Origin of the sequence: Paenibacillus sp. FSL R10-2734 (genome assembly GCF_037963865.1) — a bacterium.
Lineage (GTDB): Bacteria > Bacillota > Bacilli > Paenibacillales > Paenibacillaceae > Paenibacillus_AQ.
Map to the genome: position 1 here is coordinate 3,378,222 of NZ_CP150170.1, position 26,107 is coordinate 3,404,328.

Below are 26,107 nucleotides of genomic sequence, written 5' to 3' on the forward strand. Positions count from 1 at the left end.
ATATTCACATCATGAGGAGTGGTTGCATAATGCGGGGCCCTGAGATGTCATACTAATGAAAGTTAGTAAGGTTATTGCAGTCTAGAACTGCATATGAAAAGGGGAGCTGCGAAGATGAACTACATGAATGGATCAAATGGACCAAAGAATGAGGAAGTTGTCCCTGGAGAGGTAAATCCGAGTACAAATGAGAATATGCCGCCCACTACTATGGGGGCATTGAAGGAGCTTGGACAAACAACGGTTCCTAGTGGAGAACCAGATATCTTTTGCATAACGATCATCGGTCAAATTGAAGGGCACATTGTAATGCCTCCTCAGAACAAAACAACAAAATACGAGCATATCATTCCGCAGCTAGTGGCAGCTGAACAGAATAAGAATATCAAGGGTCTGCTAATTATTTTAAATACTGTAGGTGGAGATGTAGAGGCTGGTCTTGCGATTGCCGAAATGATTTCTTCACTTTCTAAACCAACGGTAACGGTGGTTATTGGGGGTGGTCATAGTATTGGTGTGCCGATCGCAGTATCCTCTACGTATTCGATTATAGCGGAAAGTGCAACGATGACGATTCATCCAATTCGTATGAATGGCTTAGTAATCGGAGTGCCGCAGACGTTCGAATATATGGAGAAAATGCAGGAACGCGTAGTTAAATTCGTTACTACTCATTCGCGTATTTCTGAAGATCAATTCCGGGACCTCATGTTTAAGACAGGTGAACTCAATCGTGATATTGGAACAGCCGTCGGGGGACTCGATGCCGTTAAATTTGGTCTCATGGATGAGGTGGGCGGCATAGGAACGGCCTTAGCGCATCTTAACCGCATGATCGGTGGAGATTTCTCTGCAGCACCTACAGCAGCGATTTCGGGAGGGCTTACCCAATGACACTTTATACAGTAATGTCGATGGAACAGGTGTGGGAGGGGGCATTTAACAATTACGCTACAACGCGAGAAGTAAGTGTTCAAGGGATGCTCATGCAGGTTGAACCGATGGAGGAAGGACGCGCTCGTATAGTAAGATTACTGGATTGTCCTTTGCAGCGATATTTGGATCCGTCGTACTCTCCTGGAGCGATAATTACGTTAACATAAAGATTCATTTTCTGACAAAAGAGAACATAGGTACGCCACGCCATTATATGGTATAATGTTGTTCCGGGGGTGGCTGGCGTGGCTAAACGAAAAAAGAAAAAGAAAAAAGCGCTGCTCGGCAGCGTTTTAAAATATGAAATTTACGGAATTTTACTAATAACGATCTCAGTTATTGCTCTATCCGGTGAAGCGGCTGTAGGCCGGTCACTTTCGAGTATGGCGGGTTATTTATTAGGGAGATTTTATTTTGTGTTGCCGCTTATCGGCATTTTTTATGGTCTTATGGTTATGATCCATCGAAGATGGCCTTCTTCTTGGAACAGTCGACATACAGGCGTGCTTCTGCTTCTGCTGTCTATGTGCCTTATGAGCACTATTTCTGCAATGGAGCAGAAGCTTGGCCCGTTGTCCTTGCTCCATCCAGGCAACGTGATGACACAAATACATAATGATCTTTCAGGATCTCTTTCACCTGGTGATAACAATAGTAATGTCTATATGCTGGGCAAGGATATTAGCGGTGGATATATCGGCGGATTGGAGTATGCTGCGCTGCTGTGGCTCTTTGGTAGTCTAGGTGCTAAGCTGCTCATGATCGTCATGCTTGCCATCAGCTTTATGTTAATTACAAACCTTTCCTATGTAGAGATTATTACTCTTTTGCGAGTTCGTACGGTTAAGTTTGTGGAGGGGATTCGTCTCCATGCGGCAAACCGTCCGAAGGCAGTCCCAGTAGCGGCGAGACCTTCCAAAGTTGCCGCACCAGCTAAGGCTCGGCAGGTGAAGCAGCCTGCCTATGACGAGGATGACGAAGAGGAAGATGATGAGCGGTTTTTGCCTAATCGCAAGCAACCGGTCCTATTGAAAAAAATATCGGGCTGGTTCTCAGGCTCCACACGTTCAGCGGTGGAAGCAGATCCTGAGGATGATGAGGGTCCAATTGTGACAAGTGCTTCGCAGGGTCCGATCATTTCGGGACTTTCAACAGACAGTCGTGTGGCCCCATTTGAAGGTATTCATCATGATTTTGATGATGCTGAAATGGATATGGAACCTGTGACTCCAATTATTCGTGACTTCTTTGAGCATATCCGCTCAGAAGGGCTGAATGAGGAAGATCGGGAGGAATGGAGTGAATTCTCTCCTGCGGCTCGTGGCGTTACCGGCAAAGCTCCTGTCACTGGGGGGAATTCTTCAGTTAGTCAACAGCCTTCAAATGAGCCTGAGGAGAACGTGACCATAGACTTGGATGGATTGCTAAGTGCTACTCCTGATGGTGAGATCATCCCTGCTCCACCGGCACCACCTCCACCAAAGCCTTATAAGCTGCCATCTTTCCGTCTTCTAGCCAAGCCTAACAACAGTGGCAAAGCGGGAGATCAGAATGATTATATGCAGACCGCCCGTAAGCTAGAAGCTACACTGGAGAGCTTTGGTGTAAGGGCAAAGGTTCTTGAAGTAGTTAGAGGCCCAGCAGTTACCCGGTATGAGATTCAGCCGGATATTGGTGTCAAGGTTAGCCGCATTGTTAATCTGACGGATGACATTGCACTTGCTCTTGCAGCCAAAGATATTCGTATGGAAGCGCCAATTCCGGGTAAATCAGCCATTGGGATAGAGGTACCAAATTCCGAAGTGTCTATTGTTACCATGCGTGAAGTTATGGAAACACAGATCTTTCAGGAAGCTGAATCCAGATTATCTATTGCTTTTGGACGTGATATTTCGGGTCAGACGATTATCGGTAATTTAGCGAAGATGCCCCATCTATTGGTGGCTGGTGCAACAGGTTCTGGTAAATCCGTATGTATTAACGGGATTATTACGAGTATTTTATACAAAGCGAAACCTGATGAGGTCAAATTCCTCATGGTCGATCCTAAGATGGTAGAACTGAATGTTTATAACGGAATTCCCCATCTTCTAGCTCCAGTCGTTACCGATCCGAAGCGGGCAAGCTTAGCCTTGAAGAAGATCGTTGTGGAAATGGAGAAAAGGTATGAACTCTTCTCCAAATCGGGAACGCGCAACATGGAAGGCTATAATAAGCTGATGGCAGAGAACCCAGCTGCTATCCTTCCGTATATCGTTGTTATTGTGGACGAGCTTGCGGATTTGATGATGGTTGCCGCTAACGATGTTGAGGATGCCATCTGTCGTCTCGCTCAGATGGCGCGTGCAGCAGGTATTCATCTAATTATCGCTACTCAGCGTCCTTCTGTAGATGTTATTACAGGTTTAATTAAGGCTAACATTCCATCTCGTATCGCTTTCGGCGTATCGTCCAATGTAGACTCACGCACCATTCTGGATATGCCAGGTGCGGAGAAGCTGTTAGGTCGAGGGGACATGCTGTTCTTACCGATGGGAGCTTCTAAACCGATACGTGTGCAGGGTGCTTTTATGAGCGATCAGGAGGTTGAGACGATCGTTCAATATGTCAGCAGTCAAGGTGAGGCAGAATATGACGAGTCCATTGTTCCAGAGGTCGATGACTCAATCGCTGATGACCAAGAACCGCAAGATGAATTATATGAGCAGGCCGTAACGATCGTGCTTGAAGCGAAGCAGGCTTCGGTCTCGCTTCTACAGCGCCGGATGAGGGTTGGTTACACCCGTGCTGCCCGTTTGATTGACTCTATGGAGGCACGTGGGGTCATTGGGCCGTACGAGGGTAGCAAGCCGCGTGAGGTGCTTGTGTCTCTAGAGCAGTATCAGCATAACAAGCTCAGTTCTTAAGCTGGACAAGTCAGTTCAAGCATTTAATAGACAGTAATAAGGACCGTACCAAAAGTAGGTATCAGCTACTTAAGTGCGGTCCTTTTTATCTGGAAAAAATTATTGCTCCAATAGAATAATTAGGGGATTCCTCCTGAAATTCTGAGATTATTGGTCCTCAGACTTACAATTAGTTATGATGAACGAAAGGCAGCCCCTGTTCGCACACCGTAGGTTAAAATGGAAGTTGAAGGACAACCATTTCAGAGCTACATGCGAAAGGAGCTGTTAATATGAAGAATACCATAAAATACGTAGGTTTGGATGTATCAAAAGAAAAAATTGCGGTGGCGATTGCAGATGAGGGTCGAGAACCCGCACGATATTATGGAGCCATATCTCATACCCCAGATGCTGTGGCTCGAATGATTCGGAAAATCAAAGGTACAGGGATTACACTGGAGGTCTGCTATGAAGCCGGGCCTACGGGGTACGACTTATATCGCTGGCTGACGAAAATGGGGATTTCCTGCGTGGTAATCGCACCTTCGCGTATGCCACAGCGTCCCGGCGATGCTATAAAAACCGATCGACGGGATGCTGAAAAACTGGCTCAACTGCACCGCGCAGGAGAATTGACTGCGATCCATGTGCCGACTCCTGAACTCGAAGCCTTAAGAGATCTCATTCGTGCACGAGAAGATGCTAGGCAGGACTTACATCGGGTTCGGCAACGGCTCATTCATTTTCTGTTGCGTCACCAAATTCACAAGCCAGAAGGCATGAAAAAACGTTGGACCAAAAGGTACCGGGAATGGCTGTCTATGTTGAAGTTTAATAATGTAGCTCAAGAAAAAGTTTTCGCGGAATCCCTGCAACAGCTCCGGGAAGTGGAGGAGCGAATCAAGCGACTTGAAGCCGCAATGCGAGAAGAAGCACAGATCTGTCCATACGCACCTGTCATTCAAGCGTTGCAAGGTCTGCGGGGAATTGCCCTGCTGACGGCTATGACTTTAGTTGTCGAGATTGGAAATTTTGAGCGTTTTCGTTCACCGGCTCAGCTCATGAGTTACCTGGGACTAGTGCCACGGGAGTATTCATCGGGAGCAAGTACCAAAAGAGGAAGTCTTACAAAAACCGGAAATTCCGGTGTGCGACGTGCACTGGTGGAGTCCGCATGGAGTTACCGTCACCGTCCTGCAGTTAAAGGAGATTTAGCAGTGCGCTTAGAGGGTCAGAGTGCTCATGTCCATGAAACGTCGTGGAAAGCCCAAGAACGGTTACACAGCAAGTATTTAAAGTTAGTCAGACGTGGGAAACACCGAAATTTAACTATGGCTGCGGTAGGTCGTGAGTTAGTTGGATTCATCTGGTCAATAGCGGTAGATGCAGAACGGAAAATGGCGTAGGTGAAATGAAAAAAACACAAAAAGTATACCCAAAAGATTTGAATTCTTGGGGCATGGAGACAAAGAGAAAGGTACGAGGAGAATCCGTGAATTCCCTATGCACAGGATCCCAGATCTGACGTGCGAAATTAGTTTGCGGAAGCTCCTTCGACGTAGGCATAATATGTGGTAACCAACCCACGGATAGCAGATTGCCAGCCGACGACTCGCATTTTGTCTCTGTGCCCAAGGAATTGAAAACCCTTTGGTTTAAAGGGGAAAACAGGGGTATTGACTAATTCGTTCATAGCAGGGAAAAGCTCCCTATAATTCGTCTAGTTTGGTGAGAAATAAAGGAATTGACCTGATTTTTAGGGAGGAATTCCCTGATTTCATTCATTCTTAGGGAATAACGACTATTTTCAGGGAGTTTTTCCCTAATTATTTGACTCTAGGAGCAGCAAGCAAAGCTCATCAATATAATCCAACTGAGTAGGCTGGTCTGAAGTTGTATTTTTCAAATAATAGTCAGGATAATGTTCTAGGGCTGCTGTTTACAGCCTCAGCTAATTTTTCAAGAGAGTAGGTATCTTTATAAAAGTTTGCATATAACAGATGGCTCGTAGTTGATAATAATTCTCAATTATAATGAAATGCTATTTCTTCTTTTTTAGTAATGCATAGGATGCACTGACAGTCGTCATAATAACTTTAGCCATCCATGCAGAACTTACAAAAGAAAGGTAGAGCGAACCCTATGAAGAAACAAAAGATGTGGATATTTGCTGCTTTAACTCTTGCACTTGCTGCCGCGCCGTTTGCAGGAACGTTTTTCAAGGGGAATAGCATTGTTGAGACCAAGCAAAGTGCTGCTGCGTCATTTGTCCACGAGTTAAATAATCCTGACGAGGAAGTCTTGCCGGCTTTCAGTACAACAACTATAAAACTCGGGTCCAAGGGTCAGGATGTCTATGAATTGCAAGGTCGTTTAAAGCATTTAGGTTATTATGCCGGAAAAATAGACAGTCAATTTGGGCCGAAAACAAAGAATGCGGTAACCTGGTTTCAATGGAAATTCGGAATGAAGTCTGATGGCATTGTAGGTGCCAAAACTAAGCTAAAGCTATATAACGCAACTAAGAATTGGAAACCGACTGAGCCTTCTACGGGAACGGGAAATAAGACAGCACAGAATAACACTGGCAATAAAACAAATACGACCAATAAGGAGAATTCTGCAGGATTGTCTTCAGGTAATACGTTGGGCTTGTCGGAGAATGATCTGAAGATCATGGCTAATGCCGTTTATGGTGAAGCCAGAGGTGAGCCTTTCGAAGGTCAAGTTGCTGTTGCTGCTGTCATTTTAAACCGCGTGAATTCACCTAGCTTCCCGAATACACCGTCTGGCGTTATTTTTCAACCGAGAGCATTTACAGCTGTGGCCGATGGTCAGATCTATCTGGAGCCGAATGAGCAAGCTCGTAAGGCAGTACAGCAAGCACTCAGTGGTTGGGACCCAACTGGAGGATGTTTGTATTACTTCAATCCTAAAACAGCGACCTCTAAATGGATTTGGACCCGTCCTCAGGTCAAGACGATAGGTCAGCATATTTTCTGTATGTAGTGAAGAAGTATAGAGAATTCAGAGAGCAACCGGGATGAGGCTTCCGGTTGCTTCCTTACTTTGGAATGGTTTAGAATGGTTATTAATTCATAAACATGATATAGAGCAACTATACACGCCGTAAAGGAGTTTTGGACTTGACTAATAATGTATTTCAGCATGGCACCGTTGGAGGCTTGCGTATTCATGTAATGCCTACTAAGGCGTTCAAGACCTACGCGATCTCACTTTATGCGGGTATCCCTCTTGACGAGAATACAGTGACTTCTACAGCACTTGCACCATTCGTGCTTCGCAGAGGTACCGCGACTTATCCGGAGACTACGCAATTCCGCGAGCGTTTGGAGGAACTGTATGGCGCTGGATTCGGGTTTGATATTTATAAAAGAGGCGATTATCAGATTGTTCAGTTCCGCATGGATACCATTAATGATTCTTTCGTACAAAGCCAGGAGAGCTTGCTTGAAGAATCCTTTGCTTTCTTAGGAGAAGTACTGACTCGTCCATTGGTTGAAGACGGTAGCTTCCGACCTTCGTATGTTGCAACGGAGCGCGAAACCGTTCGCAAAAAGCTGGAGTCCATTGTAAATGACAAGATACGTTACGCTGCTGAACGCTGTATTGAGGAAATGTGCCGCAACGAGCCATATCGTCTTCACCCTCTGGGGCAAAGAGCAGATCTTGATCACATCACCCCGAAAAGTTTGTATGAATCCTATAATTCTTGGCTGGATGAGGCCATCCTTGATCTTTATGTAGTAGGAGACACAACAGCTGAGGAAGTAGAAAAGCTAGTTCAGCGTCATTTCGGCCGAGTTCAGTCTGAGGTGGGCTTATATAGCTCTAAGTTTGTACCTGTATCCGTTAATGAGGTGCGGACAGTAGAGGAGAAGCTGGATGTCAATCAGGGCAAGTTGAACCTGGGGCTGCGCACCTCTATTACTTACAAGGACGATACATATGCGTCCGCGCTTATGTACAACGGAATATTAGGGGGATATCCACACTCTAAACTCTTCGTTAACGTACGTGAAAAGGCAAGTCTTGCCTATTATGCTTCGTCTCGTTATGACGGCCACAAGGGCATTGGAACGATTCAATCAGGCATCGAAACGCAAAATTACGGCAAAGCCGTGGAAATTATAGAGCAGCAACTGGAAGAGATGAAAGCTGGCAATATCAGTGACTTGGAGCTAAGTCAGACCAAAGCCATGATTCGCAACCAGCTTTCCGAAATTCCGGATTCTGCTTTTGAAATGATCTCTTACGACTTCAACCGCCAGTTGTCAGGAAAAGAACGGACAGCAGATCAGCTATTGCAACAGGTGGAACAAATCGGTGCGGAAGATGTAAAAGCCGCCGCCGAAGCCTTTCAGCTAGATACGATTTATTTCTTGACAGGGAAGGAGGAATAACAATGGAGCAAATTCATTACGACAGACTTCAAGAGACCATTTATCATGAGGTTATGGATAACGGACTTCAGGTTTATGTGCTGCCGAAACCAACATTCAAAAAAACCTATGCCACATTTGCTACTAAATACGGTTCTGTTGACAATCATTTTCATGTAGCAGGTGGAGAAGAGACCACAGTTCCTGATGGTATAGCTCACTTTTTAGAGCACAAGATGTTCGAAGAGCCTGAAGGCGATATTTTTGCTACTTTCGCTTCAAATGGAGCCTCGGCCAATGCCTTTACAAGCTTTGACCAGACGGTTTATCTTTTCTCAGCAACAGAGAATATAGAGACCAACCTTAGTACACTCGTTGATTTTGTTCAGCGACCTTATTTTACAGATGAGAATGTAGAAAAGGAAAAAGGGATTATTGGTCAAGAAATCAATATGTATGCAGATAATCCGGACTGGCGCGTGTATTTTGGCCTTATTGAAGCGATGTATTCGAAGCATCCGGTTCGGATTGACATTGCCGGTACGGTAGAATCGATTAGTACGATCACGAAAGAAACACTGTACACTTGTTATAACGCTTTTTATCATCCTAGCAATATGCTGTTGTTCGTGGTTGGAGGTGTGGATCCGGAGAAAGTATTTTCTTTGATTCGCAGTAACCAGAAGGGTAAAACCTACGGTAAGCAGGGTGAAATCAAGCGTATTTTTGAAGATGAACCCGAACAAGTTGCTACAAAACGACTAGAAAGCAAGCTTGCCGTCTCGATGCCAAAAATCATGTTTGGCTTCAAAGAAAAGGTAGATGGTCTAGCGGGTGAAGCTTCTTTGAAACGTGACCTAACAACCAAGCTAATGCTTGATTTGTTGGTAGGTAGTAGCACAGCATTGTATCAAAAGCTATATGATGAGGAATTGATCTCGGACAGTTTTGGACATGAATTTAATAGCTCTCCCCAGTATGCTTTTTCTGCAATGGGTGGGGATACAAAGGACCCGGATTTGCTTTTGAAACGAATTAAAGAAGAAGTGGATCTAATCTTAAAGTCTGGCTTTGCTGAGAAGGATTTCGAGCGTGCACGGAAAAAGAAAATAGGCGGATATTTGCGTATGCTGAACTCCCCTGAAAGTATCGCACATGAATTTACACGTTACCAGTTCCGCGGTGGTGACTTGTTTGAAGTTCTGCCTATCTACGAATCGATTACTTTGGCAGAAGTTAATGAGCGTTTGCAAGCCCATGTGAACTGGGAACAGCTTGCCGTATCATTGGTGGTGAGTCCATAGGTGGCACTTTTGGGAGAGAGTAGCAAACCATTAGGTGAAATGACGGTTCTTGTAACAGGGGGCAGCGGGGGAATTGGCGGCGCCATTGCAGAGCGGTTTGCCTCTGTAGGCATGAATATTGTTATTCACTACAAGCACTCACATGAAGCTGCTAATGATGTCGCTCGGCGTTGTATGGCCCTTGGAGCAAAGGTAATGACAGTAAATGCTGATATGAAGGATCGTAGCCAGATTGTACGTATGGCTGAAAAGCTTGAGAGTAATGGGATGCAGCCGGATATCCTCGTCAATAATGCAGGTAAATCGCATTACGGAATGCTAGCTGATGTGACCGAAGAGGAATGGGATGATATTATGTCCATTAACTTAAAGGGAACCTTTCTGTGCAGCCAGATTTTCATGCCGTACATGGTGTCCCAGCGTTATGGTCGAATCATCAATGTTTCTTCCGTATGGGGAATTTCGGGAGCCTCTTGTGAGGTCGCTTATTCAGCTAGTAAAGGTGGAGTGAATGCCTTTACAAAGGCTTTGGCCAAAGAGTTGGCTCCATCTGGCGTAACTGTAAACGCGGTAGCTCCAGGAGCGGTTAATACGAATATGTTGTCCAATCTACAGGAGGATGAAGTCCGTATGCTGGAGGAAGAAATTCCGGTAGGACGTTTGGCTACTCCTAATGAGATTTCTTCGCTAATTTATTTTTTGGCTTTGCCTGAGTCTGGGTATATTACTGGCCAGATTATTAGTCCGAATGGTGGATGGATTACTTGATCTTGTAGGGGAAAAGCTTCTGCATAAGAACGCAGCGTCTGAGACATATTATAAGTGTTGTTTTTAAATCTCACGTAAGGCGGCTTACAGCCTGTATGCAGGTGTTTGACCGTAAACATGAAGGAGGATTTAAGATGACACCAGACGCAAACGTACTCAAAAATTTCGACACCTGGAAGAAGTTTCTAGGAAATCGGGTCGTACAGGCGGAGAAACTTGGGATGAGTGAAGACACAATCTCAAAGCTGGCTTTTGAAATCGGGGAATTTCTCGACCAAAAAGTTGATCCAGCAAACTCTTCAAACCGGGCGATCAAAGAGCTATGGGATGTCGGCAACGATGAAGAAAAGCAGACGATTGCTAAACTCATGGTCAAGCTGGCGAAAAACAACGCCTAAGCTTGCGGAAAAGCTCCCCTCGTGGGAGCTTTTCTGCAATTATTACAGTACTGACCTTGCCTTTCATTTTTATTTTATATATCATTAACATGACCCGTGTTTCAGACCGCTTTGTCTGGACGGCATTTTTTTGATGTTATCAAAGTGCAGGGAAAAGGAATCTATGAGGTGTACAAGTGGAATATAAACAATGGTATATGGAATACAAGATTCACAAGAACAGACCCGGTCTGCTTGGTGATATCGCTTCAATGTTAGGGATGCTAGAAGTCAACATTCTGACGATTAATGGCGTTGAAGGAAAAACTCGCGGAATGTTGCTGGAGACCAATGACGATGACAAAATAATGCTGATGGGCGAAATGCTCAAGAAAGTTGATAATATTACAGTTTCAGCTCTGCGGTCTCCAAGACTCGTAGATAAGCTGGCTGTGCGCCATGGGCGATATATTGAACGGGATTCAGATGATCGGAAGACGTTTCGTTTTACTCGGGATGAGCTTGGTTTATTGGTCGATTTTCTCGGGGAACTGTTTAAAAAAGATGGGAATCAGGTAATAGGACTTCGAGGTATGCCCCGTGTAGGAAAGACGGAATCGATCATTGCTGGCAGTGTCTGCGCGATGAAGCGGTGGACATTTGTCTCTTCGACACTTTTACGTCAGACGGTGCGAAGTCAATTGGCAGAAGATGAGTTGAACCCACATAATGTATTTATTATTGATGGTATTGTTAGTACGATCCGCTCTAATGAGAAGCATTATAATTTATTACAAAATGTTATGAGCATGCCAAGTACGAAAGTGATTGAGCATCCAGATATTTTCGTGCGGGAATCTGAGTACACTTTTGATGATTTTGATATTATTATCGAGCTTCGCAATAATCCAAATGAAGAAATATTGTACGAGTCGTTCACGACGAGCTACAGTGATGATCTATAGAACACCAATGATGATTCATTGAAACTTACAGGAGGTGATGGTATGTCGGAACTGGGCCGGCAATTGAAAGAGGCACGTCTGCAAAAAGGGATGAGTCTTGACGATGTCCAGGAAGTAACGAAAATTCGCAAAAAGTATTTGGAAGCCATCGAGTCTGGAGACTATAAGGTGCTTCCAGGAAGTTTTTATGTGAGGGCGTTTATCAAAACGTACGCAGAGGCAGTAGGTATGAGTCCTGACGAACTGCTCGAGGAGCATGGAAATGTACCTGCCCCTCCCGAAGACACGGCCATGGAAACGGTGATTCAAAAACGCAGCCGTAGACCAGAAACAGAACGGAATGCAAAATGGCTGCCAACAGTGCTAATGTGGACATTCCCAATATTAATTATTGTTGTGATTTACATTTATGCTTCTAGTTTGAACAAAGCGGACCCTGCTCAGATTGATCAGACAAATCTGACGAATGAACAGCAGGATCCTACGACTGCACAAACATCTCCACCGGCTTCAGGAGGAGGTGTTGTGGCGCCAACTGCATCAGCAGGTACTGAAGCAACAACTGCGCCTACAGCAGAGCCTACGCCAGTACCAACACCAACGCCTTCTCCGCAATCCTTTGCGGTTACTCCGGATGGGAAGTCAGGTAAAACAACAAAATTCAAGGTTTCAGCTCCGGCTGGAAGTGAAGTTAAGGTTGAGATTTCTGCTACTGGGGTAAGCTGGCTTGAGGTATATAAAGGTGAGAACTCTAAAGGTGAGAAACTCTCATTTGGCAATACAGCGGCAGGAGATCGGATGAGCTTTGTTCTTGGAAGTGAAGGAATCTATATTAAATCTGGTTATTCACCAGCTACTGAGATTACTGTCAATGGACAAGTAATTACAGATGAAAAGACTTCATCCCGACTGCTACTTAAGCTGGATGAAGGCACTGGAAGTGAAGCCACCCAGAATGAAGGAACCACAGATACTACCGGCCAGACTAATGACACAGGTCAATAAGAAGTACGATGCATAGAACTTAGCTTTGCGGGGAACATAAGACTGTTTCCAGTTCTTAGCCAAAGTGAGGTGTACATTCTTATGGTCGTTAGCTGGATTGTAGCTGGACTTGGGGTTATTGTCAGTCTCATCGGTTACTATATGACACCAAGTGCTTGGGGTTATGGAATTCTCGGTTTCGGTCTTGCACATATTGTGCTTGGAATTCTGGATATGTTTCGAAGCCCGCTCCGAAGCAGATAGAGAGCTTAGAAATGAGCGTCTCCGAGGGTATACTTCCGGAGGAGACGTATTTCTACCGATTGAACAGAGCTCATTTCGAAGGAAAAGCTCCACTTTGTGGGGCTGTTTTCTGTGTCGGGTGAGGTACATATTATCCAAAATTAGACTTAAGAGTACCATTCTTTTATAATAGTAGCAGACTAAAAAGTACAAAGGACGTGGAGTTATGAGTTCAGAATGTTCATTTGATATCGTATCTAAAATGGATATGCAGGAATTAACCAATGCTATCCACCAAACGGAGAAAGAGATTGACAACCGCTTTGACTTTAAGAACAGTAAAAGCAGTCTGAAGCTGGAGAAAGACGCACTTATAATCGCCTCTGAGGACGAATATAAGCTAAACGCTGTTATTGATATTTTACAATCGAAGATGGTGAAGAGAGGCATCACACTGAAGAACCTGGATTTCGGCAAAGTAGAGCCTGCTTCACTAGGAAGTGTTCGTCAGCGCTTAGGCCTTAAGCAAGGGATTGATCAGGAGAACGCGAAAAAGATTAATATTCTGATTCGTGATTCGAAATTGAAGGTGAAGAGCCAGATCCAAGGAGATCAGATCCGCGTAACCGGTAAGAGTCGCGACGATTTGCAGCAAATTATCCAGATTTTGCGTAAAGCTGATTTGCCGCTGGACCTGCAGTTCAACAACTTAAAATAGAATTTTGAACCCCGCAGTGCACATCAGCACCATTATGCGGGGTGCTTTGTATTTTTTTTGACACCTATTTATAGCTATAATATACTTGCTTAAGTAGAAAAGATGAGCCTGACTCAGGCAATTTGTATGAACGATTTAGGGGAGGAACTTCAGTGAATTTGCCCAACCGCATCACGCTAGCACGTATTTGCCTGATCCCGATTATGATGTTTTTTTTACTGGTGGATTTCAGTTTCTATCCAGAACCGATACATTGGGGCTCTTTTCAGCTATCTGTTAATCATTTGGTAGCAGCTGTAATCTTTTTACTTGCAGCCAGCACAGATGGAATAGACGGATACATAGCTAGGAAATATAATATGGTCACCAATCTCGGAAAACTCCTTGATCCACTAGCGGACAAGCTGTTAGTTTCCGCAGTACTGATTTCACTCGTGGAACTGGGCAGATGTGACTCATGGATCGCAATTGTTATCATTAGCCGTGAGTTCGCAGTAACCGGGCTTCGCCAGATAGCACTATTAGAGGGAAAAGTGGTTGCCGCCAGCAAATGGGGTAAGATAAAGACGGTTGTACAAATTGTAGCGATCTCACTGCTGTTGTTGAACAATTTCCCATTTCAATTCGTCAGCATTCCTGTAGACGATATTGCCATTTGGGCTGCAGCCTTGATCACTATTTACTCTGGGATTGATTATTTTGTAAAGAATAAGGATCTGTTACAGCTGCATAATGCTTAAGCATTTTAAGTAGCTATTTATAGAAAAGGTAATAGGTAAAGCACCTATTACCTTTTTTAAACCCTAAAAGCAGTGCGTCTACATTATAACGAGGAGGCGAAAGCCAGGTATGAAAGCGGAGATTATTGCAGTAGGCACGGAGCTTTTGCTCGGTCAAATCGTGAATAGTAATGCCCAGTTTTTGTCTATAGAGCTAGCTGCTATTGGGATCGATGTATATTTTCAAACTGTAGTTGGCGATAATAGCAGTCGCTTGCAGCAAGCCATTGAGATCGCTCAAAGTAGAGCTGATGTTATCATATTTACGGGTGGCATTGGCCCGACAGAAGATGATCTTACGAAGGACGCACTGGCTGCAGCTTTAGGTCGTACACTCCATATAGATCGTTTGGCAATGGATCATGTACAACGTTTCTTTGACGATCGAAAGATCGTAATGACAGAGAATAATCGTAAACAGGCACTTATAATTGAAGGAACCACACCTTTGCCAAATGAGATTGGTCTTGCTGTTGGTATTGCTTTTGAGCATGAAAAGAAATATTATATTGTGCTTCCTGGTCCGCCTCGCGAGATGAAACCGATGTTTGTAGATAAGGCTGTACCGTGGCTTCAGCAGCATGCTCTGACGTCAGAAATGCCACTTTATTCTAAAATGCTTAAATTTGCCGGTATCGGAGAATCCTTGCTTGAGGATAAGCTCATTGATCTTATTCACAGCCAGACTGATCCAACGATAGCTCCATACGCTAAAGAAGGAGAAGTAACTGTCCGCATTTCGACAAAGGCGCCTTCCGAGCATGAAGCTTTCAAGAAGCTGGACATTTTGGAGAAACAGATCAAAGAGATTTTACCAGAGCATTTATATGCGAATATTGACGTGCCACTGGAGCAATTGATTGTGGATTGGATGGCGGATGCAGGTCTGACTTTAAGTGCGGCGGAGAGTTGTACCGGAGGTTTACTAATGGAGAGTATAACCAACATTCCAGGCAGTGCTTCGATGTTTGCGGGAGGAATCGTCTGTTATTCCAACGACCTAAAGAAAAAACTTCTGAATGTACCGAGTGCTTATTTGGAGGGGGCAGATGCGCCAGGGGCAGTTAGTCGTGAAGTTGCCGAGGTGTTAGCTGATCAGGTGAGAATGATCGCGGACAGTGATTTCGGCTTATCTGTTACTGGTGTAGCAGGACCAGGCTATTCTGAACGTAAGCCAGTTGGACTTGTTTTTATTGGTTTAGCTGAACGCGGGCGTAAGACAGAGGTATATGAGCTTAATCTTAAAGGTACACGTGAAAATATACGACTGCGAACTGTTAAAGCTCTGCTGTATCGACTATGGCGCAGACTTGAGGAACGGAAGGTGGAGACACCTCTTGAAGGCTCAGACTTGTAATGGGAGATTAGCCCAGTTATAATTGCACTATACGGAAGAACCGTGGCACTGAGATTTCTTTGCTGCGGTTTTTTGTATATCTGCAGAGATTTTGATCACAGTTTTCGGTTTTGATCATAAGTCGTTGATGTCCGGTGAAGTAGAGAAAAGAGTTAACTTCTATGTCCGGAGGGAGGCTTACAATAAAAGGGATAAATATCGCTTGAGACAAAAAAAACGAATGTATGTTCGAAAAAAAGCTTGGCAAGACCTCAAAAACACGTTATTATATTATTATAAACAGTGAAGGAAGTGGTCTGATTGTCAGATCGTCGTGCAGCGCTTGATATGGCGCTTCGTCAAATAGAAAAACAATTTGGTAAAGGTTCGATCATGAAACTGGGAGAATCCACTCATATGCAAGTGGAAGTTGTACCTAGCGGATCTTTGGCTCTTGATATTGCGTTAGGTATAGGCGGACTTCCAAAGGGACGTATTATTGAAGTATACGGACCTGAATCCTCCGGTAAAACGACTGTTGCTCTTCATGCTATTGCAGAAGTGCAAAAACAAGGAGGACAAGCTGCATTTATCGATGCTGAGCATGCGCTCGATCCGAAATATGCTCGTAACTTGGGCGTAAACATTGATGAATTGTTGCTATCTCAGCCAGATACAGGTGAGCAGGCACTTGAGATTGCTGAAGCACTTGTTCGTAGTGGCGCAGTAGACATTATTGTCGTTGACTCCGTAGCCGCTTTGGTTCCTAAAGCAGAAATTGAAGGCGACATGGGTGATTCTCACGTCGGTCTACAGGCTCGTTTGATGTCTCAGGCGCTTCGGAAGCTATCAGGTGCCATTAGCAAATCAAATACAATTGCTATCTTTATTAACCAGCTTCGTGAGAAAATTGGTGTTATGTTCGGTAATCCAGAGACAACTCCGGGTGGTCGGGCGCTGAAGTTCTACTCTTCCGTACGGTTGGATGTTCGTCGTGTCGAAAGTATCAAGATGGGTAACGATGTCGTAGGTAACCGCACAAAGATCAAGATTGTGAAGAATAAGGTAGCACCTCCATTTAAGCAAGCTGATGTTGATATCATGTACGGTGAAGGGATTTCCAGAGAAGGAAGCCTTGTAGATATCGGTACTGAAATGGATATCGTGAATAAGAGCGGTGCATGGTATTCCTATGAGGGCGAACGTTTGGGCCAAGGCCGTGAGAATGCCAAACAGTTCTTGAAAGAACACCAAGATATTGCACTTATCATTGAGAACAAGATCCGTGAAGCAAGTAACCTGTCCACTATTGTTGCTGCACCAAATGAAGCAGAAATCATTGCAGAGCAAGAGGAAGAAGAAAAGCTGCTTCTCGAAATCGAACAATAGAATAATTTATTAAGGAATAGGACGCCCTGTGATTCATTGTTGCAGGGTGTCTTTTCTTAACGCATTAGAAAATATATATTTGGGCCCCCCGCAAAGTACCTAAGTGCACATCGAAGTTAAGCGCCACTTTGTGGGAATATTTTATTGCTATGAGGTGACAAGCAACTATGGTAATACAGCTGGATATGGATTTTGAATCGGACGAGCAGGGCGAACAGGTCCTAGCTGATTTTCCTGAGGGTGAACTTTTAGAAATTACTAAGGTGGAACGTCAGAAGAAATCGGACCACCGTTATATTATACATTTCGGAGCCTATAACATGACTGTACACGAAGACGTCATGATTAAATATCGGATGATTACTGGAAATTCTTTTATGAAAGCCGATTTGGAGGAAATTGTTGTAGCTGATGAGCGTCAACGAGCCTATGTAGAGGGGCTTCGTTATCTAGAGCGAAAGCCACGAACCGCTATGGAAATGACTCGCCGTTTACGGCAGAAGGAAATAGGGGAGACTATTATTGCGGAAGTGGTGCAACGGCTACAGCAGGAAAGACTTCTTGATGACCCCTTGTATGCCAAGCAATGGGCGGAGCAACGCATTACGAACCAGCGAAAGGGGAAAATGTGGATTCGACAAGAGCTACGTGAGAAAGGAATCGACAAATCCTTGATCTCGGAAGCCTTAGAGAATATCAGTCCTGAACAAGAACTAGAGAGTGCGCTTCAGACCGGACGTAAGAAATGGAATCTCATTCGAGGAGAAGCTGCGGATAAGCGAAGAAAGACTGGAGCCTTCTTAATGCGGCGTGGATTCTCGGGTGATATGGTACGACAAGTGATCAATACTTTACTTGAAGAAGACAATTATGAGGGTGAAGATGAGGAATTTTACTAGACTCACTGATTCTCTTGACATTAATGCGTATATCGACTCTCTTGACAATGTCTTTTTATAAATAATAAAATATAACATGAATCGGCATAAAGTAAGAATCCTTTTTCCTTCCCAAAAAGGAGACTTTTTAAACGGTTCGCGTACAAACTCATATGAAATGTAATCGCCGGATAAGGCGGGCAGTGTGCATGTGCAGCATGTGCAGTATGGCAATCGGTTATTTACCGGTTTTTTGTATGGTGATGAACGGATAGTTTAACAACTGCACAATTCCCAGGGATATACCTTGGAGAGGAACCAACGAGGAGGTGAACAGATGCAAGCATGGATCTGGGTCATTATCGTTCTCGTTGTAGCTGCATTATTCTTTGGGTTCGGTTATTTTATTCGTAAATCCCTTGCAGAAGCTAAAATTCAAAGCGCAGAAAGAGAAGCTGTTGTCATCGTAGAAAATGCGAAGAAGGACGCTGAAGCGCTGAAGAAAGAAACAGTATTGGAAGCTAAGGACGAAGTCCATAGAATCCGTACTGAAGCTGAGAAAGAAACTCGTGAACGTCGGAATGAAATCCAACGGCAAGAGAGACGTTTGCTGCAAAAGGAAGAATCTCTGGATAAAAAAATGGAATCGCTTGAAAGAAAAGAAGAACAAGTAGCTAACAAAGAGAAACGAATTGATGAAACCCAACAGCAAATTGATGTTATTTACAAAAACCAAGTTACTGAATTGGAGCGTATCTCCAATTTAAGCATCGAAGATGCAAGAAGTATTATTCTTAGCAATGTTGAGCAAGAAGTTCGCCATGAAACGGCTCAAATGATCAAAGAAATTGAACAGCAGGCGAAAGAGGAAGCGGATAAGAAATCCCGCGAAATCATCACACTCGCTATCCAACGCTGTGCAGCTGATCACGTAGCGGAGACAACGGTTTCAGTTGTTACCCTGCCGAACGAAGAGATGAAGGGTCGGATTATCGGTCGTGAAGGCCGTAACATTCGCGCATTGGAAACTCTTACAGGTATCGACCTCATTATTGATGATACGCCGGAAGCAGTTATTTTGTCGGGATTTGATCCAATCCGTCGTGAAGTGGCCCGTACGGCACTTGAGAAGCTAGTGGCTGATGGACGCATTCATCCAGCTCGTATTGAAGAGATGGTGGAGAAATCCCGCAAAGAAGTGGACGAACGGATTCGCGAATATGGTGAACAAGCTACCTTCGAAGTGGGTGTTCACGGATTGCATCCAGATTTGATCAAAATTCTGGGTCGTCTGAAATTCCGTACAAGCTATGGTCAAAATGTATTGAAGCACTCCATGGAGGTTGCTTATTTAACTGGACTGATGGCCGGTGAGCTTGGGGAAGACATCGTGCTTGCAAAACGTGCAGGATTGCTCCATGATATCGGCAAAGCGCTGGATCATGAAGTAGAAGGTTCGCATGTTGAGATCGGCGTTGAACTAGCGAAGAAATATAAGGAACATCCGGTTGTTATCAACAGTATCGCGTCTCATCATGGAGATTGCGAAGCTACCTCGGTTATTGCTATGTTGGTTGGTGCAGCTGATGCATTGTCGGCAGCAAGACCTGGCGCTCGCCGTGAAACACTGGAAACGTATATTAAACGTCTAGAAAAACTGGAAGAAATCTCAGAGTCGTTCGAAGGCGTTGAGAAATCATTTGCTATTCAGGCGGGCCGTGAGGTACGCGTGATGGTACAGCCAGAGAAGATTGACGATGCAGAGGCATTCCGTCTTGCTCGCGATATTACGAAAATGATTGAAAGTGAACTGGATTATCCAGGACATATCAAAGTTACCGTTATTCGTGAGACACGGGCTGTTGAATACGCTAAATAGGTGGAATATAAGGTTAAGGGATAAGATGTAACTTATACTTTCTTATATTTGATGAAAATTGGCCCCTAAGCGGGGCCTTTTTTCTTTCAATATGAGGTCTTATCCATTAGATATAGCGGTTAAGATTAGGGGGAGAGAATCATTAAAGTACTATTTATTGGAGATATCGTTGGAAATGTTGGCAGAAAGGCTCTTCGTGAGATGTTACCCTCACTAAAAAGTAAATATCAGCCACATATTATTATTGTTAATGGTGAAAATTCCGCTGCTGGTAGAGGGATCACAAAAGCGATCGCTAATGAATTTTTTAACTGGGGCGTTCACGGTATAACTATGGGGAATCACACATGGGACAACAAGGATATTTTTGAGTTCATCGACGACGAGGCTCGGATTATTCGTCCCGCCAATTTTCCTCCAGGAACACCGGGAAGAGGCTATACAGTTGTTAAAGGGAACGGTAAAGAACTGGCCTTAGTAAATTTGCAAGGCCGGACGTTTTTACCCGCTATTGACTGTCCTTTCCGTGTCGGTGAAGAAATTGTTGAAGAGCTTCGTAGAGATCATAAATGTATTCTTGTCGATTTCCATGCAGAGGTAACCTCTGAGAAAATCGCCATGGGGTATTTCATGGATGGTCGCGCTTCGATTGTAGTGGGAACTCATACTCACGTTCAAACGAATGATGATGTGATCTTGCCAGGAGGAACTGCGTATTTGACCGATGCGGGAATGGTTGGTTCAAGCGAAGGAATTCTGGGTATGGAAAGAGATGCAGTACTTTATAAGTTCACTACACAGCTTCCAGCACGTTTTGTTGTCGATGAAGGCAAGTGGCAGCTTCATGGTTTATTTGCAGAATTAGATGAAAATACTGGCGCGGCAACTCGTCTGGAGAAGATACGGCTTCGTGAAGATGAATGGATTATGAGCTAAGAGAAGAATAAAGTTTAGTTTAATCCGGGTAATTTCGCCGTGTAGGGAAAAGTGTGATATTTTTTATATCGAAAAAGAGTATCTTCTATACCATTTTTGGAAGACGTGGTCCGTAAAAAGAAGGAATTATTTCTTCTCTCGCGAATAACATCTAAAGTAGTGGAAGAACACCATTATTTTCCCAGGGGAGGTACTTACTATGGATGTATTAAAAGTATCAGCTAAATCCAATCCGAATTCCGTCGCCGGCGCATTAGCAGGTGTTCTTCGTGAACGTGGATCGGCCGAATTACAAGCTATTGGAGCTGGAGCACTGAATCAAGCAGTCAAAGCAGTTGCCATTGCCCGGGGATTTGTAGCACCAAGCGGAGTTGATTTAATCTGCATTCCTGCGTTCACAGACATAGTGATTGATGGAGAAGATCGAACCGCGATTAAACTGATTGTTGAACCCAGATAATAGACCTATAGAATGATTGAACCTGTTTACTTTTGTAAACAGGTTTTTTGCTTTTGATTTATAGTCTGGAGTTTTGATGCATAGTATCTGAAATAGGCACTTGGAAATGAATTGTGATGCTGGAACTGCGAGAAAGTGGGGTTGCAGAATGAGGGCTAAAAAGCTTAAGGTAGCGGATTTTCATTGTGATGTGCTGAGCAAAATGCAGACTTTTCCGGATATTAATTTTGACAACGATCCTCGGCTAGATGTTACTGCAGACCGGCTGGCGTCTGGTGGAGTGGAGCTGCAATGTTTTGCGATATACCTTTCAGCTGCCAGAGGTAAACCTAGCTTTGAACATGTTCTAGGACAAATTGATCTCTTTAGGCAAAAGATAATAAACACAGATGGGCTTCAGTGGTTACGGTGGAGGGAGGAAGTGGGGAATCGATTAGTTGGAGCACCTCCTCAAGCAATGCTCTCTCTGGAGGGCGTAGACGGCTTAGAAGGGAACTTGTTTTATGCGCAGCTCTGTTTCGAACTCGGAGTACGGTTTCTTGGTGTGACTTGGAATTATGCGAATTGGGCAGCAGACGGTGTGCTCGAGAAGCGTAATGGTGGATTTACGGAGAAAGGGAGAAAGCTGATAGAGTGGTGCAACCACAGTGGAATGCTGCTGGATGTCTCTCATTTGTCACAAGCAGGATTCTGGGAGCTAGCAGATCTAAGCTCTCGGCCATTTATAGCCTCTCATTCGAATGCTGCAGCCATTTGTGGTCACGTTAGAAATTTAAATGATGAACAGATAAAAGCGCTAATTGCAATGGACGGAAGAATGGGACTGACCTTTTACCCGTGGTTTGTATGTGATGATGGGAAGGCTCGAATGGATGATTTGTTAAAGCATATTGAACATGTGTGTAGTCTTGGTGGAGAGAAGCTTATGATGTTTGGTTCTGATTTTGACGGCATTGATACATGGGTAGAGAAGTTGGAGCATCCGGGAAAATACCCTGATCTTATAGAGCAGCTACTTCGATATTATCCGGAGGATACTGTGAAAGGCTGGATGTATGAGAATGCGACCTCTTTTTTAAGCACAAACTTGCCCTCTCAGGTGTCTAAACCATGACAATCTTGTTCAAAAACCATAAAATATCGGAAAAAGGGCCTTCGTTATGATGCAGGCCTTTTTATTTTTGGGTAAGAAGATGTATAATGATTAATGGCTTGTACAGATACTAGAGAAAATACAAGGAGTGACTTTACTATGAGTAAGACTGTACCCGTAGGTGTGTCGGCTAGACATATTCACCTTACGCAAGAGCACGTGGAGGCTCTGTTTGGCCCAGGATATCAATTGACTGAGTTCAAACCACTCTCCCAACCAGGACAATTTGCAGCAAACGAACAAGTAGCAGTTATCGGTAGCAAAGGTAAATTTGACAAGGTAAGAATTTTGGGACCTGCTCGTCCGGCTTCCCAATTGGAAATTTCCCGTACTGACTCCTTCGCACTTGGCGTGAAAGCTCCAGTTCGCGAATCTGGAAATATTGAAGGAACACCTGGCATTACGCTTAAAGGACCTGCTGGTGAAGTTGAACTAGAACAAGGCGTTATTATCGCTGCTCGTCACATTCACTTCCACACTTCCGAAGCTGAAGCTTGGGGCATTGCTGATAAGCAATTGCTTAAAGTTCGTCTCGGTGGCGACCGCGGTCTCGTATTGGAGAACGTAATTGCTCGTGTATCCGACAGCTTCAAGCTTGATATGCACATTGACACCGACGAAGCTAATGCTGCTGGTGCCAACAATGGCGATACTGCTGAAATCGTAGACTAATCTTAATACGAATGATGAGAAGCGGGGGAGAATTCCTCCGCTTTTTTTGTTGTGTGCTGGGAAACGTTGTGTCTCAGAGCTAACCGGTTAAATGTATCGGACTGTATTGCAGCTATATCAGTTTTTTGACGTGTTTTGTTAAGATATCGGACTGCATAGCTCTTATTGCCTTATATTTGTATTGATTTGAGCTTCAATTACGTGAATAGCTGCATCTGAGTCCGATAGCGCCGTAAAATGCCACGAATCTTCAAAATAAGGACGTCTGAGTCCGATCGTTCCACAAAAAGGTGGCTCAGATAAACTGGTAGAAGTAAATTGCTATTGCAAGAGCATAGTGGATCGTATCCTGAAATGGATTTTTAATGAAAAATAATGTGATGATAAAGAAAATCTATTATTATGTGACTAATTGTGTTATGATTATTGTTTATGACGTGACAAAAGGATTTTTTGTTAAGAATATATGTATTAGAAATTAAGGAGACCCAATGACATTTAACGAACTGAATATTATGCCTGCGATATTAAAGGCTTTAAGCAAAGAAAACTATACATCACCTACACCGATACAGGAGCAGTCGATTCCAGCTGTATTAGCGGGTAGAGATTTACTTGGATGTGCACAAACGGGAACAGGAAAGACAGCTGCATTTTCCGTGCCAATTATTCAATTATTAAGCGAACAAATAAGCCCAACCAAATCAAGCAATGTGCGACGCATTCGCTCATTAATCTTAACACCGACAAGAGAACTAGCGATTCAAATTGCTGATAACATAAAAGCGTATAGTCAATACACAGATATCCGCTCTGCTGCCATAGTTGGCGGTGTATCACAGAAAGTGCAGGAGCGTGCCCTGAATCAAGGTGCTGATATTCTTATTGCTACACCAGGTAGACTCATCGACTTAATCAATCAAAAACGTGTAGATCTACAGTATGTTCAAATACTTGTCTTGGATGAAGCTGACCGGATGCTTGATATGGGCTTTATCCATGATGTGAAGAGAATTATCGCCAAAATGCCTACGAAGAAACAAACGCTGTTCTTCTCGGCAACGATGCCTACTGAAATTTCTAAATTGATCAAAACCTTGCTTGTGAATCCAGTGAAAGTAGAAATCACACCTGTGTCATCTACTGCGGAGAGAATCAACCAATCGATCTATTTATTAGAGAACGGAAATAAGCAAAATCAATTGAATCTTCTGTTACAGGATAAATCCATCGTTTCAGCGTTGGTATTTACTCGTACAAAACGTGGAGCGGACCGTGTTACACGCGATCTAGCGAAAGTGAACATTGCTGCTCAAGCCATTCACGGTAATAAATCGCAGAATGATCGTCAGAATGCATTACGGAATTTTAAAAGTGGGGCAACCCGGGTTCTTGTAGCTACGGATATCGCTGCTCGAGGCATTGATATTGATGAGCTGTCTCACGTAATCAACTTCAACCTGCCGAATATTCCAGAAACCTATGTGCACCGAATCGGTCGTACCGGTAGAGCTGGATTAAGCGGAACGGCAATTTCTTTTTGCGAATCTGAAGAGCTTCCATTCCTTAAAGATATCGAGAAATTGATCGGAAAATCGATTCCAGAAGTGAAGGATCATCCGTATCCTATGTCTCGTAAAACGCAAATGAAGACAGAACGCTCTTCGAAACCGTCAGGTTCGAAATCAGCATCTGCTAAATCATCATTTTCCAAACCAGCAACAGCTAAGCCAGCGGCAGCTAAACCAGCGTCATCTAAATCAGTGGCAGCTAAACCTGCTAAAGCAAAGCCTAAGTCTAACCCTCCACTCAAGCCAAAGTCTGAATGGTTCACAAAGGGAAAACAAAAAACGACCAGCAGATAAGCTTTCTTTAAGTGCTGAACGTTCTATATAGTAAGATCTCAAAACCGTCAGAGTAATACTGATGGTTTTTTTGTTTGAAAGTGTGTTTGATAAATGTAAGCATTAAGAAAGTTTGAAGGAATACAAAAAAAGCCGCTAAACAGTTCTTCACTGTATAACGGCTGTTGTATGTTCTCTTATACGGTCGCTTCAATCACGCTGTCCTGAACATAAGAACTGAGCTCTTGCTGAAGCACTGTGCTGATAGATGTCATAGGGAGGCGAAGCGTATCCGAATCGATTAAGCCATTCTGGCTAAGCATCCATTTGATAGGAGCGGGATTCGATTCCTTGAACAAGAGATGGATGATCGGCAGTAGCTGTTCAAAGTTTTCTTTTGCCAAGTCTAATTGACCCGATTTGAAGGCTTCGAAGATGCGGATGCATTCTGCAGGATAAACGTTCGCAGTAGCAAGCATACCTCCAGCTGCCCCGCAGCTAAGCATTTCGTAAAAGAGGGAGTCATCGCCACCAAGCACAGGCTTGGAACCCGTACGGACTAACTCGGTAACCATTTTAGTGCTGCCTGAGCAGTCTTTTAAACCGACAACATTATTCATTTCTAGGATCGTGCGTGCAGTATCAACGGTCATAGCGGTACCCGTACGACTTGGAATGTCATAAGCCATGATCGGAATGCCTACTTCTGCTGCTTTGCGGAAATGGGCAATAATGCCCTCTTGCGATGGACGACTATAATAAGGGACGACTACTAGTGCGCAATCAGCTCCAAGGTTAGCTGCGATCTCAGTGCGTGCTACCGTGGAAGCAGTGTCATTGGTTCCTGTGCCGACTACTAAAGGGATCGATGTAGATTGTAAAAGCTCACGAGAAGTGTTTACTAGAAGCTGCATTTCATTTACGGTTACAGTTGGCGATTCACCGGTGGTTCCATTAACGACCAGACCTTGTATGCTGTTGTTAATAATGTTCTTTACATAACGCTGATACGAATCCAAATCAACTTCACCAGCAGCATTGAACGGGGTGACCACGGGGACATAAATTCCATAAACCTGTTGTTCTGTAAGCATAAATTATCGGCCTCCAAATTATTTTAATTCCTCTACATACACTTTACCATGGAATGTTGCATCGTCGTTAGCTATAATAAATGATGTGTATCATCAAAAAT

24 protein-coding genes are annotated in these 26,107 nt (G+C 43.9%); 23 read left to right on the forward strand and 1 reads right to left on the reverse strand.

The features are described from left to right. Window positions 1-114 precede the first annotated feature (114 nt). From NSS67_RS14845 to NSS67_RS14955, 23 genes are all read left to right on the forward strand, one after another. Window positions 115-894, forward strand: a complete 780-nt coding sequence (locus tag NSS67_RS14845; protein WP_339320241.1) for an ATP-dependent Clp protease proteolytic subunit — start codon at window positions 115-117, stop codon at window positions 892-894. Then, entirely contained in the window at window positions 891-1,103 is a 213-nt protein-coding gene (locus tag NSS67_RS14850) for a YlzJ-like family protein (protein ID WP_339320242.1), read from the forward strand. The genes NSS67_RS14845 and NSS67_RS14850 overlap by 4 nt, the downstream gene beginning before the upstream one ends. Window positions 1,104-1,181: 78 nt before the next feature. Continuing rightward, a complete protein-coding gene (locus NSS67_RS14855) occupies window positions 1,182-3,842 on the forward strand; it encodes a DNA translocase FtsK 4TM domain-containing protein (RefSeq protein WP_339320243.1) in 2,661 nt (886 codons plus the stop codon). A 272-nt stretch (window positions 3,843-4,114) separates the two neighbouring features. Then, window positions 4,115-5,230 (forward strand): IS110 family transposase, encoded by a 1,116-nt coding sequence (locus NSS67_RS14860; RefSeq protein WP_339315492.1) that lies wholly within the window; start codon window positions 4,115-4,117, stop codon window positions 5,228-5,230. 736 nt (window positions 5,231-5,966) lie between these two features. Further along, window positions 5,967-6,833: a spore cortex-lytic enzyme gene (gene sleB, locus NSS67_RS14865; RefSeq protein WP_339320244.1), complete on the forward strand. Its 867-nt coding sequence runs from the start codon at window positions 5,967-5,969 to the stop codon at window positions 6,831-6,833. Between the two features lie 137 nt (window positions 6,834-6,970). Then, window positions 6,971-8,248, forward strand: a complete 1,278-nt coding sequence (locus NSS67_RS14870; protein ID WP_339320245.1) for a pitrilysin family protein — start codon at window positions 6,971-6,973, stop codon at window positions 8,246-8,248. Between the two features lie 2 nt (window positions 8,249-8,250). Beyond that, the gene (locus NSS67_RS14875; RefSeq protein ID WP_339320246.1) at window positions 8,251-9,531 is read left to right on the forward strand and encodes a pitrilysin family protein; all 1,281 of its coding nucleotides are present in this window, start codon (window positions 8,251-8,253) and stop codon (window positions 9,529-9,531) included. A gap of 39 nt (window positions 9,532-9,570) precedes the next feature. Then, window positions 9,571-10,299 carry a 3-oxoacyl-ACP reductase FabG gene (gene fabG / locus NSS67_RS14880; RefSeq protein WP_339320604.1) on the forward strand — a complete coding sequence of 243 codons (729 nt, stop codon included), beginning with the start codon at window positions 9,571-9,573 and terminating at the stop codon, window positions 10,297-10,299. 134 nt (window positions 10,300-10,433) lie between these two features. After that, entirely contained in the window at window positions 10,434-10,697 is a 264-nt protein-coding gene (locus tag NSS67_RS14885) for a DUF3243 domain-containing protein (protein WP_339320247.1), read from the forward strand. Window positions 10,698-10,873: 176 nt separating this feature from the next. After that, window positions 10,874-11,641 carry a DUF3388 domain-containing protein gene (locus NSS67_RS14890; protein ID WP_060623113.1) on the forward strand — a complete coding sequence of 256 codons (768 nt, stop codon included), beginning with the start codon at window positions 10,874-10,876 and terminating at the stop codon, window positions 11,639-11,641. A 42-nt stretch (window positions 11,642-11,683) separates the two neighbouring features. Beyond that, window positions 11,684-12,646, forward strand: a complete 963-nt coding sequence (locus tag NSS67_RS14895; protein WP_339320248.1) for a RodZ domain-containing protein — start codon at window positions 11,684-11,686, stop codon at window positions 12,644-12,646. Between the two features lie 81 nt (window positions 12,647-12,727). Continuing rightward, entirely contained in the window at window positions 12,728-12,889 is a 162-nt protein-coding gene (locus tag NSS67_RS14900; protein ID WP_339320249.1) for a hypothetical protein, read from the forward strand. Between the two features lie 205 nt (window positions 12,890-13,094). After that, entirely contained in the window at window positions 13,095-13,586 is a 492-nt protein-coding gene (locus NSS67_RS14905; protein WP_339320250.1) for a YajQ family cyclic di-GMP-binding protein, read from the forward strand. 152 nt (window positions 13,587-13,738) lie between these two features. Further along, window positions 13,739-14,326, forward strand: a complete 588-nt coding sequence (gene pgsA / locus NSS67_RS14910; RefSeq protein WP_036688397.1) for a CDP-diacylglycerol--glycerol-3-phosphate 3-phosphatidyltransferase — start codon at window positions 13,739-13,741, stop codon at window positions 14,324-14,326. Window positions 14,327-14,435: 109 nt separating this feature from the next. Further along, complete coding sequence (locus tag NSS67_RS14915) at window positions 14,436-15,722, forward strand: competence/damage-inducible protein A (protein ID WP_339320251.1); 1,287 nt, start codon at window positions 14,436-14,438, stop codon at window positions 15,720-15,722. Between the two features lie 300 nt (window positions 15,723-16,022). Beyond that, window positions 16,023-17,090 (forward strand): recombinase RecA, encoded by a 1,068-nt coding sequence (gene recA, locus NSS67_RS14920; protein WP_042128809.1) that lies wholly within the window; start codon window positions 16,023-16,025, stop codon window positions 17,088-17,090. Window positions 17,091-17,257: 167 nt separating this feature from the next. Continuing rightward, complete coding sequence (locus tag NSS67_RS14925; RefSeq protein ID WP_339320252.1) at window positions 17,258-17,989, forward strand: RecX family transcriptional regulator; 732 nt, start codon at window positions 17,258-17,260, stop codon at window positions 17,987-17,989. A gap of 316 nt (window positions 17,990-18,305) precedes the next feature. Continuing rightward, on the forward strand, window positions 18,306-19,847 hold the full coding sequence (rny, locus tag NSS67_RS14930) for a ribonuclease Y (protein ID WP_042128807.1): 1,542 nt from the start codon (window positions 18,306-18,308) through the stop codon (window positions 19,845-19,847). A gap of 141 nt (window positions 19,848-19,988) precedes the next feature. After that, complete coding sequence (locus tag NSS67_RS14935; RefSeq protein WP_339320605.1) at window positions 19,989-20,783, forward strand: TIGR00282 family metallophosphoesterase; 795 nt, start codon at window positions 19,989-19,991, stop codon at window positions 20,781-20,783. Between the two features lie 199 nt (window positions 20,784-20,982). Further along, window positions 20,983-21,243, forward strand: a complete 261-nt coding sequence (locus tag NSS67_RS14940) for a stage V sporulation protein S (protein ID WP_019910496.1) — start codon at window positions 20,983-20,985, stop codon at window positions 21,241-21,243. Window positions 21,244-21,391: 148 nt separating this feature from the next. After that, a complete protein-coding gene (locus NSS67_RS14945; protein WP_339320253.1) occupies window positions 21,392-22,357 on the forward strand; it encodes a membrane dipeptidase in 966 nt (321 codons plus the stop codon). 138 nt (window positions 22,358-22,495) lie between these two features. Then, window positions 22,496-23,068: a phosphate propanoyltransferase gene (locus tag NSS67_RS14950; protein ID WP_042128797.1), complete on the forward strand. Its 573-nt coding sequence runs from the start codon at window positions 22,496-22,498 to the stop codon at window positions 23,066-23,068. Between the two features lie 491 nt (window positions 23,069-23,559). Next, window positions 23,560-24,933 carry a DEAD/DEAH box helicase gene (locus NSS67_RS14955; RefSeq protein WP_339320254.1) on the forward strand — a complete coding sequence of 458 codons (1,374 nt, stop codon included), beginning with the start codon at window positions 23,560-23,562 and terminating at the stop codon, window positions 24,931-24,933. A gap of 176 nt (window positions 24,934-25,109) precedes the next feature. On the opposite strand, the gene dapA is transcribed toward NSS67_RS14955, so the two are convergent. Beyond that, complete coding sequence (gene dapA, locus NSS67_RS14960; protein WP_339320255.1) at window positions 25,110-26,006, reverse strand: 4-hydroxy-tetrahydrodipicolinate synthase; 897 nt, start codon at window positions 26,004-26,006, stop codon at window positions 25,110-25,112. Window positions 26,007-26,107: the final 101 nt, after the last annotated feature.